This window comes from Kitasatospora sp. NPDC057512 (genome assembly GCF_042802135.1).
Taxonomy (GTDB): Bacteria; Actinomycetota; Actinomycetes; order Streptomycetales; family Streptomycetaceae; genus Kitasatospora.
Map to the genome: position 1 here is coordinate 1 of NZ_JBHVET010000289.1, position 9,705 is coordinate 9,705.

Annotated in this window: 9 protein-coding genes and 1 pseudogene; 6 read left to right on the top strand and 4 right to left on the bottom strand. The window is 75.2% G+C overall.

The annotated features are described in order from the left end of the window. From ACFU6K_RS19935 to ACFU6K_RS19945, 3 genes and pseudogenes are all read left to right on the top strand, one after another. Nucleotides 1-401: pseudogene (locus ACFU6K_RS19935) on the top strand (hypothetical protein); the annotation flags it as partial. Then, nucleotides 385-2,019 carry an acyl-CoA dehydrogenase family protein gene (locus ACFU6K_RS19940; protein ID WP_380664749.1) on the top strand — a complete coding sequence of 545 codons (1,635 nt, stop codon included), beginning with the start codon at nt 385-387 and terminating at the stop codon, nt 2,017-2,019. The pseudogene ACFU6K_RS19935 and the gene ACFU6K_RS19940, both read left to right, overlap by 17 nt. Continuing rightward, entirely contained in the window at nt 2,016-3,038 is a 1,023-nt protein-coding gene (locus tag ACFU6K_RS19945; RefSeq protein WP_380664751.1) for an amidohydrolase family protein, read from the top strand. The genes ACFU6K_RS19940 and ACFU6K_RS19945 overlap by 4 nt, the downstream gene beginning before the upstream one ends. On the opposite strand, the gene ACFU6K_RS19950 is transcribed toward ACFU6K_RS19945, so the two are convergent. Beyond that, the gene (locus ACFU6K_RS19950) at nt 3,039-3,842 is read right to left on the bottom strand and encodes an inositol monophosphatase family protein (RefSeq protein ID WP_380664753.1); all 804 of its coding nucleotides are present in this window, start codon (nt 3,840-3,842) and stop codon (nt 3,039-3,041) included. Nucleotides 3,843-3,957: 115 nt separating this feature from the next. Here ACFU6K_RS19950 and ACFU6K_RS19955 point away from each other — a divergent pair, with 115 nt between their 5' ends. Beyond that, nucleotides 3,958-4,950, top strand: a complete 993-nt coding sequence (locus tag ACFU6K_RS19955) for an Lrp/AsnC family transcriptional regulator (protein WP_380664755.1) — start codon at nt 3,958-3,960, stop codon at nt 4,948-4,950. 142 nt (nt 4,951-5,092) lie between these two features. Beyond that, entirely contained in the window at nt 5,093-5,527 is a 435-nt protein-coding gene (locus ACFU6K_RS19960; protein ID WP_380664757.1) for a hypothetical protein, read from the top strand. On the opposite strand, the gene ACFU6K_RS19965 is transcribed toward ACFU6K_RS19960, so the two are convergent. The 3 genes from ACFU6K_RS19965 to ACFU6K_RS19975 form a co-directional block, all read right to left on the bottom strand. Further along, on the bottom strand, nt 5,524-6,372 hold the full coding sequence (locus tag ACFU6K_RS19965) for a helix-turn-helix domain-containing protein (RefSeq protein WP_380664759.1): 849 nt from the start codon (nt 6,370-6,372) through the stop codon (nt 5,524-5,526). The genes ACFU6K_RS19960 and ACFU6K_RS19965 overlap by 4 nt on opposite strands. Nucleotides 6,373-6,477: 105 nt before the next feature. Beyond that, on the bottom strand, nt 6,478-6,960 hold the full coding sequence (locus ACFU6K_RS19970) for a hypothetical protein (protein WP_380664762.1): 483 nt from the start codon (nt 6,958-6,960) through the stop codon (nt 6,478-6,480). 193 nt (nt 6,961-7,153) lie between these two features. Then, on the bottom strand, nt 7,154-7,861 hold the full coding sequence (locus ACFU6K_RS19975; protein ID WP_380664764.1) for a 4'-phosphopantetheinyl transferase family protein: 708 nt from the start codon (nt 7,859-7,861) through the stop codon (nt 7,154-7,156). A gap of 276 nt (nt 7,862-8,137) precedes the next feature. Here ACFU6K_RS19975 and ACFU6K_RS19980 point away from each other — a divergent pair, with 276 nt between their 5' ends. Next, nucleotides 8,138-9,631 (top strand): choice-of-anchor A family protein, encoded by a 1,494-nt coding sequence (locus ACFU6K_RS19980; protein WP_380664766.1) that lies wholly within the window; start codon nt 8,138-8,140, stop codon nt 9,629-9,631. Nucleotides 9,632-9,705: the final 74 nt, after the last annotated feature.

A 9,705-nucleotide genomic window follows, 5' to 3' on the forward strand; every position in this document is an offset into this window, starting at 1 on the left:
CCGTGGTCGAGACCTTCGCCGCCCGCGCCCTGCGCGCGCCCCGGCTGGCGTACGCGCTGCTGGTCGAGCCGGCCGACGCGGTCGTGGACGAGGAGCGCCTGGTGTTCCGGCGGGCGTTCCGGGACGTGATCGCCACCGAGATCGCCGCCGCCGTGGCGAGCGGCGAACTGCCCGAGCAGGACCCGGTGCTGACCGCCGCCGCCCTGGTCGGCGCGGTCGGCGAGGCCCTGGCCGGCCCGCTCGCCGCCGCACCCGGTCAAGCCGCACCCGGAGCTGCCGCACCCGGAGCAGCCGAGACCGGAACCGCCGAGCCCGAAGAGAGCGACAAGACCACGGTGGTCCCCGCCCTGGTCTCCTTCACCCTGCGTGCCCTGGGAGGACGCGATGACAGCGACGCATGAGGTCACCAACCAGGTGCCCCTGCCGTACGGACACGACACCGCCGCCGACCCCACCCTGCTCGCCGCCCTCCGGCGGGCCGACGCCGGCTGGGCCGAGCCCGAGCTGCGCGAGCTGGGCCGGCTGGCCGGTTCCGAGCAGGCCGCCGAGTGGGCCCGGCTGGCCAACGAGAACCCGCCGGTGCTGCGCACCCACGACCGCTTCGGCCACCGGATCGACGAGGTCGAGTTCCACCCGGCCTGGCACGAGCTGATGCGCACCGCCGTCGGGTACGGCCTGCACGCCGCCCCCTGGCGCGACGAGCGCCCCGGTGCCCACTCCGCCCGCGCCGCCCGGTTCTTCGTCTGGGGCCAGGTCGAGGCCGGCCACACCTGCCCGATCTCGATGACCTACGCCGCCGTCCCGGCCCTGCGCGCCAACCCGGCCCTGGCCGCCGAGTTGGAGCCGCTGCTGGCCGCCCGGGAGTACGACTACGGGCTGCGCGAGCCGCGTACCAAGCGCGGGCTGATCGCCGGCATGTCGATGACCGAGAAGCAGGGCGGCTCGGACGTCCGCACCAACACCACCACCGCCACCCCGCACGCCGACGGCACCTACCGGCTCACCGGCCACAAGTGGTTCACCTCGGCGCCGATGTCCGACCTCTTCCTGACCCTCGCCCAGGCCCCGGGCGGCCTCAGCTGCTTCGTGCTGCCGCGCGTCCTGCCGGACGGCGGCCGCAACCGCCTGCAGCTGATGCGGCTCAAGGACAAGCTCGGCAACAAGTCCAACGCCTCCGCCGAGCTGGAGTACGACGGCGCGGTGGGCTGGCTGGTCGGCGAGGAGGGCCGGGGCGTCCCGACCATCATCGAGATGGTCAACATGACCCGCCTGGACTGCACCGTCGGCGCGGCCTCCGGCATGCGCTACGGCGCGACCCGGGCGGTGCACCACGCCCTGCACCGGCGGGCGTTCGGCAAGGCGCTGGTCGACCAGCCGCTGATGCGCAACGTGCTCGCCGACCTGGTGGTGGAGTCCGAGGCGGCCACGATCGTCGCGATGCGGCTCGCCCGGGCCACCGACCGCGCCCTGGCCGGCGACGAAACCGACGCGCTGGTCCGGCGGTTGGGCCTCGCGGTGGCCAAGTACTGGGTGTGCAAGCGCGGTCCGGCGCACGCCGCCGAGGCGCTGGAGTGCCTGGGCGGCAACGGCTACGTGGAGGAGTCCGGGATGCCCCGGCTCTACCGGGAGGCGCCGCTGGTGTCGATCTGGGAGGGCTCCGGCAACGTCGCCGCCCTGGACGCGCTGCGCGCCATGGCCAAGCGCCCGGAGACCGTCGAGGCCTTCCTCGGCGAACTCGACGCCGCCGCCGGCGCGGACCGCCGGCTGGACGCGGCCGTCGCCGCGCTGCGCAAGGAGCTGACCGACCCGGGGGACCTGGAGTACCGCACCCGCCGGCTGGTCGAGTCGATGGCGCTGGCCCTCCAGGGCTCGCTGCTGGTCCGGTACGGCAGCCCGGCGGTGGCCGACGCGTTCTGCGCGAGCCGGCTCGGCGGCGACCACGGCGCGGCCTTCGGCACCCTGCCGTCCGGCGTCGACACCGGGGCGATCATCGACCGCGCCCGCCCGGTGATCGCGTGAGCGACCGGGAGGCGGACGGCGAGCGGGAGGTGGACGGCGTCCGGGCGTTCTGGCGGGACCTCGGCCTGCCGGGGCTGATCGACGTGCACACCCACTTCATGCCGAAGAACGTCCTCGACAAGGTGTGGGCGTACTTCGACGCGGCCGGCCCGCTGGTGAACCGCCCGTGGCCGATCACCTACCGCGAGGCCGAGGAGCAACGGGTCCGGCGGCTGCGGGACTTCGGCGTCCGGGCGTTCACGTCCATGCTCTACCCGCACAAGCCCGGCATGGCCGGCTGGCTGAACGGCTGGGCCGCCGACTTCGCCGCCCGCACCCCGGAGTGCCTGCACACCGCGACCTTCTTCCCCGAGCCCGGGGCGCCCGACTACGTGGCCCGGGCGATCGAGGACGGCGCCCGGGTGTTCAAGGCGCACCTCCAGGTCGGCGGCTACGACCCGGCGGACCCGCTGCTGGACGGGGTCTGGGGGCTGCTCGCCGAGACCGGCACCCCGGTGGTCACCCACTGCGGGTCCGGGCCGGTGCCGGGCAAGTTCACCGGCCCCGGCCCGATCGGCGCGGTGCTGGAGCGGCACCCCGGCCTGGTCCTGGTGGTCGCCCACCTCGGGATGCCCGAGTACCGCGACTTCCTGGACCTGGCCGAGCGCCACCCGGCCGTCCGACTGGACACCACCATCGCGTTCACCGACTTCGCCGAGGCCGACGTCCCGTTCCCGCGTGCGGAACTGCCGCGCCTGCGCGGGCTGCGGGAGCGCGTCCTGCTCGGCAGCGACTTCCCCAACATCCCCTACCGGTACGTCCACCAGCTGGAGGCGCTGGCCGGGCTGGGGCTGGGGGAGGAGTGGCTGCGGGCGGTCTGCCACGACAACGCGGCTGCCCTCTTCGGACTCGGCCCGCGACCCGAACCGGGATCCGGCCCGCGATCCCAACCGGAACCCGAACCGCGACCCGAACCGCGACCCCAACCGGAACTCGAACCGCGACCCGAGCCGGAGCCGGAGCCCGGACCGGCGGGCTGATCACCGCACCGTCCGCAGCACCTCCAGCGCCCGGGCGTGCAGCCCGGGCGCGGCGGCGAGGAAGCCGTCGGAGCCGGCCGTCCAGGCCGCCCCGGCGGCGTCCGTCACCGTGGCGCCCGCCTCGCGCGCGATCAGCGCGCCGGGCAGCAGGTTGCCCGCGTCGAGGCCGTACTCCCAGAACAGCGCCAGGTGCCCGGAGCCGACCTGGGCCACCTGGAGCGCGGTCGGACCGAGGTTGCGCACCGCCAGGACCGCGCCCGCCATCGCGGACAGCGACTCGCCGGCCCGGCGCAGCGCCACCGGGTCGGCGGCCACCCGGGGCGGCTGGCTGGTGGCGGCGACGGTGACGGCCAACTCCCGTTCCAGGGGCGCGATCGGCCGCCCGTCCAGCTCGGCCCCGCCGCCGAGCACCGCCCGGTAGGTGCGGCCGTCCTGCTCCGGGGCGTGCACCACGGCGAGCACCGCCGCGCCGTCCCGCACCAGCGTGGCGGTCACCGCCCAGTGCGGCTGCCCGAGCAGGTACTGCACCGCGCCGTCGGTCGCGTCGCACAGCCACCACTCGCCCTCGGCGGGCACGGGGCCGTCCGGCTCCTCGGACACCCAGCCGGCCCGCGGGCGCAGCGCGGTCAGCCGCTCCCGCAGGGCGGCGGCCGCCGGGCCGTCCAGCTCGGCGAAGCGGGCCGCCGCCTCCTCGACGGTCCGCGCCGTGACCGGCTCGGCGGACCGGCGTGCCGCCAGCCCCGCACCGACCTCGCGCACCGCGGCCTCCACACCCTCCGCCAGCCCCCACAGCCCGTCCGTCACGGTGACTCCTCCTCGCTCCGGGCCGGTGTCCGCTCCGGCCGCCCGGGACAAGGAGTACCGTCGGGGCTGCCGAACAGGACGCAGCAGCCGCCGGGAGTGGCGGGGATCGGACACCATGGACCTCTCCACCGCCGATCCGGACAGCGTGCTGGACGCCCTCGACCGCCGCCTGGTGTGCGCCCTCCAGGTGGACGGACGGGCCGAGCCCGGCCGGATCGCCGAGGTGCTGGGCGTCTCCGCCCGGACGGTCACCCGCCGGCTGGGCCGGATGCGGCAGGCCGGGGTGCTGCGGGTGGTCCGGCTGCCGGACGTCGAGGACACCGCCGTGGGCGCGCTGCTGCTGCGGGTCCGGGTGCTGAGCGGCCGGGTGGACGCCATCGCGCGGGCCCTCGCCGACCGCCCCGACGTGCCGTTCGTCGACGTGATGCTCGGCGGCCACGAGGTCGGCGCCGTGGTGCTCACCGACGCCGGCTCCCGCGACCGGCTGCTGTACGGGCAGTTGCCCGCGACCGGCGCCGTCACCGAGACCACCACCCACGCCGTGCTGCACGCCTTCGCCGACGCCGGGCAGTGGCGGGCCGGGTACCTGACCGGGGAGGAGGCCGCCGCGCTCGCCCGTCCGGCCGTCCCGCGCCCCGCCGTACCCCCGCCGCTGGACGGCCTCGACCGCGCGCTGCTGGAGCGGCTCGGCGAGGACGCCCGGCAGTCCCACGCCGTACTGGCCGGGGCCGTGGGCGCGCCCGAGTCCACGGTGCGCCGCCGGCTGCACCGGCTGGACGGGGCCGGGCTGCTGCGTACCCACGCCACCGTGGACCCGCGGCTGCTCGGCCTGGCCGTGGACGCCAACCTCTGGCTGGACGTGCCGCCCGGCCGGATCGCCGAGGTCGGCACGGTGCTGGCCCGCCACCCGCGGGTGCACGGGGTGTTCGCCACCAGCGGCCCGGCCAACCTGCTGGCCACGGTGTTCTGCCCGGACCACGGCGAGCTGTACCGCTTCCTCACCGACACCCTCGGCCCGCTCGGCGTCACCCGGGCCGAGACCACCATCACCGCCCGCGCGGTGAAGCGGGCGGGCGTCCTGCTCCGGCAGCCGCCCCGGCGGCCGTAGCCCGACGTCCCACAGCCCGGTGCCCGGGCGCCCGCCCTTACCTGAGGGGTAATCGACGCCCGCCGCCGGGCCGGGCAGGGTGGGGGCACCCGGTACGGCCGCCACGGTCCCGGGGCCCACCCCCGACAGGAGGCGATCCGCCATGTCCGCCCACGCGAACACCCTCAGCCCCGCCCGGCCCGGTTCCGTCCTCTCCCCGTGGACGGTGCGCGGCGCCCTGACCCTGGACGCCCTGATGACCGGCGGCAACGGCCTGGCCTACCTGGCCTTCTCCGGTCCGCTCGGCGACCTGCTCGGCGCGGGCCGCAGCACCCTGGTCGAGGTCGGGCTGCTCCTGCTCGGGTACGCCCTCGCGGTCGGCGCGCTGGCCGCCCGGCGGCAGCCGCCGGGGCCGGGGGTGCGGGCGGTGATCGGCGTCAACCTGGCCTGGGTGGTGTTCAGCCTGGTCGCGATGGAGGCGTGGCTGGAGCCGACCACCGCCGGGTTCGTCTGGATCCCGGTGCAGGCCGCGGCGGTGGCCCTGTTCGCCGTCCTCCAGTTCACCGCCCTGCGGCGCCGGGCCCGGCAGCGGGGTTAGCGTTCCGGTCCGACCACTGACTGCAGGAACCGCACCGTCTCCGCGTCGGCCGGCAGGAAGGTCTCCATGGCCAGCTCGGAGACGGTGACGTCCAGCGGCGTGTTGAAGGTCGCGATGGTGGAGAGGAAGGAGAGCACCTGCCCCTCGTACCGGATCCGCATCGGCAGCGCGAACGGGGCTCCGTACGCGGCCGGCCCGTCCACCCGGCCGTCGGCCGGCTCGTCCACCGGGTCATCGGCCGGTTCGGGGTAGCCGCGGACCTCCTCGTACAGCCGGCGCAGCGGCTCGGCGCGGACCAGCTCCAGCTGCCGCTCCATCCGCTCCAGCAGGTGCCGCCGCCACTGCCGCAGGTTGACGATGCGCGGCGCGAGCCCGTCCGGGTGCAGGGTGACCCGGATCGCGTTGAACGGCGGCTCCAGCAGGTGCGGGGCGACGCCGTCCAGGAGCAGTCCGAGCGAGCGGTTGGCCGCCAGCACCCGGAAGGACCCGTCGACCACGACCGCCGGGTACGGGTCGTGGGCGGCCAGCAGCCGCTCCAGTCCGCCGCGCAGCGCGGCCATCGACGGATCGTCCAGCGGTGTCTCGGGGTAGTGCGGGGCGTACCCGGCCGCCAGCAGCAGGGCGTTGCGCTCGCGTACCGGGACGTCCAGTTCCTCGGCCAGCCGCAGCACCAGCTGCCGGCTGGGGCGGGAGCGGCCGTTCTCGACGAAGCTGAGGTGGCGGGCCGAGGAGTCCGCCCGCAGCGCCAGTTGCAGCTGGCTGAGCTGCCGTCGTACCCGCCAGCCGCGCAGCAGCGGGCCGACGCCGGTTCCCGTCGGGCTGCCCATGCCCGCCATGATCGTCATGGCCCAGGACGGTACTCGAACGACCCCGGTCGGCGGGAGGGGGCGCGGGGGACCAGGCGATCAGGTGATCGGGGCCCGGGCGAGCAGGGCCCGGGGGAGCAGGGCTCAGACGCCGGTGCTCGACCCCGGGCGGATGACCATGAGCACCACGACCACGGCCCACAGCAGGTTGAACACCCCGGCGGTCATCGGCAGCAGCTTCAGGCCGCCGACGGCCTTGGCGTGCTGCTCGTCCGACGGGTCGAGTTCGAGCGCGTCCACGGCCGCCTGCTGGCCGGGCAGCACGAAGAGCAGGAGGGAGAGCGCGGCGATCGCGGTCAGCACCATCGAGACGATCACCCAGGACTGCCCGAGCACGTCCATCACCTGGGCCAGGCCGATGCCCAGCACCGGCACCGCGACCCCGAGCAGCGCGTAGACCTGGGTGATCCGGTGCAGCACCCGCAGCACGCCGGCGTCGGAGGCCCGGTCCGGTCCGCCGGCCAGCGCGGCCTTCGCCCGGCGCGGGAACATGCTGACGGCCACCGCGACCGGGCCTATGAACAGGACCGACACGAGGACGTGCAGGCTCAGCAGGAACTTGGCCATGGCGGGGCACCCTCTTGAATCCGGTGGGCAGCTGGTCGGCTGGTCAGCTGGGCGGCGGGGCACACGCGATCGGCGGGCCCACGACCAGGCACGCTAACACCGCTTATTCACCGGCCCACCGCGCGGGTGGGCGCCGGAGCCCGCCGTCGGCCCGGCGAGGCCCGCCGAGGCCCGGCGCCCCAGCCTCCTGTGCTCAGCCCACCGCCGTGAGCTCCACGATCCGGGGCGGGGCGGTGCTGACGGCCGCGACCGCGGCGGCGTGCTCCGGGTCGGTCCAGTCGAGCAGGTGCAGGTCCTCGTACCGGCTGCGCAGCGGGGCGCCCGGCGGGACGGCCAGCGGCAGGGCGGAGAGGTCGACCCGGCCGAGGGTGTCCAGGGTGGCCCGCCCGATCTTGATCAGCGACTCCTTGCGCACCCAGAGCCGCAGGAACGCCCGCTCCGGCTCCGGGTCGGCCTCGACCAGGGCGAGCTCGGCCGGGGCGAGCACCCGGCGGGCGACCGAGCGCAGCGAGCCGCCCCGGGTGGACAGCTCGACGTCGACCCCGACCGGCTGGAACCCGGCGCCGGCCGCGACCACGCCCCGGGTGTGGGACAGGCTCACGTGCACTCCGGGGTGGTCCGGCAGGTAGGGCTTGCCGTGGTCGGCGAGCCCGCAGTCCGGGCACTGCTGGGCGAGGACGAGGCCGGCCACCGGCACGTCGAGCAGCCGGGCGGCGCAGAGCCGGACCAGGACGTGGCCGGCGGTGAAGTCGGTCCGCCCGGACTCGTGCCGGAAGCGCGCGGCGCGCTCCCGCTCCATGGCGGTCAGCAGGTGTTCGCCCGCCTCGGGGTGCCGCAGTACGGCGTCGGCGGACGCGACGGCGACGAGCGGCGCGCTCTGTTCCTGGGCCTCGGTGGTCATGCCTCCAACCTAAAGCTTGTCGCAGAAGGTTTGGCCCCCTTGCCGTCCGTCGGCGCCTGCCCAAGGAAGTGCTGCTCCGAACGTATGAATTTCAGATCCGACCTGAGGGTCTGTAGGGTGCGGATAGTCCGTTTTGGGGTTGGATGTCCCGGATCTGTGAGATCGCCAGCAGATGGCACGGAACATGGCAGGTCATCCCGACCTGTCCTTTTCTCATGCACGGAGGAATTGTCGATGGGTCAGGCCACCGGTTCGCCGGATCACAGAACGACCGCCGTGAGAACACCGGCCACACGAAGGCGCCGGGCCGTCCGGGTCGCGGTGGCGACCGTCCTCACCGCGCTGCCGCTGGCCGCGGTGCTGACGGTCGGTTCCGCCGCTCCGCTGGCCCCGCCGCTGGGTGCCTGCTCCGGGCCCGACTGCCCCGCCACCTGGCCGCCGCCCAACAACGGCGACTTCCCCGGCCGCGACGCCACCATCAACGTCTTCACCGGCGGCGACTACACGGTGACCGGCCGCGCCGCGGAGGCCGAGGGCAAGATCGTCACGCTGGGGAACCTGACCGTCGACAAGAACGGCGGCGGCATCTACAACATGGGCGTCGTCGGCGTCGGCTCGCGCGTGGTGCCGCCGAACGGCAGCGACTTCGTGACCACCGGCGGCAACGTCGACGTGCTGACCGGCAACGCGATCCTGATCGGCGGCAGCGACTCGCACGGCCCGGCCTTCGGCAACCTGCGCCACGCGGGCTCCGTCACCGGCACCGTGAACATCGACCCCACCGGCGAGTCGATCCAGGACCCGAACGCGGCCGCGCCCTACCAGTCGGTGCTGACCCAGATCGAGGAGGTCTCCGACTGCGTCGGCCGGGCCGCCGCGACCGGCACCGTCGACGTCTCCCCGAGCCAGGCGACCTTCACCGGCGACGGGACCAGCATGAAGCAGGTCTTCAACGTCACCCAGAACCTCGCCTCGCCGTCCGGCGGGCAGATCGGCCTGGTCTTCAACAACATCCCGGCCGGCGCCACCGTCGTGGTGAACATGCTCGGGGACAGTCCGATCATCAACACCTACACCGGCACCGGCCTGGCCGGGGACCAGACCACCGACATGCGCTCGAAGCTGATGTACAACTTCCCGACCGCGACCTCGGCGCAGATCCTCGGCAGTGCCCAGTTCCAGGGCTCGGTCATGGCCGGCAACCCGGGCGGCACCACGACCATCGCCCAGCCGGGCATGAACGGCCGGGTGTACCTGGCGGGCAACCTGGTCCACACCGGTACCGGCGGCTACGAGATCCACAGCTACCCGTTCGACGGCGACCTGCCGGACTGCGCCGTGACGCCCAGCCCGTCGCCGACCTCGCCGACGCCGTCCCCCTCGCCCACGTCCCCCTCGCCCACGTCCCCCTCGCCGACCTCGCCGAGCCCGACGTCGCCGTCCCCCACCTCTCCGGCGCCGACGTCCCCGTCCCCGACCTCGCCGAGCCCGACGTCCCCTGCGCCGACGTCCCCGGCACCGACCTCTCCGGCGCCGACCTCGCCGGCACCGACCTCGCCGTCGGCCAGCGCGACGACGTCGAGCGCCGGGCCGGGCCCGACCAGCCACCACCCGACCAAGGCGCCGACCAGCCAGCACCCCGGTGGCGGTGAGCTGCCCTCCACGGGCGCGGGCAACGCCCCGGTGGTCTTCGGCCTGGCGGGCGTCGGCCTGCTCGGTCTCGGCGGTCTGGCCGTACTGGCCGCCCGCCGCCGCGGCCGCCACAGCTGACGGACCGTACGACCGGCGAACCGACGAACCGGCCAGCCGGACAGCGGCGCAGGCCGCCCGAGTCGACCCCGACC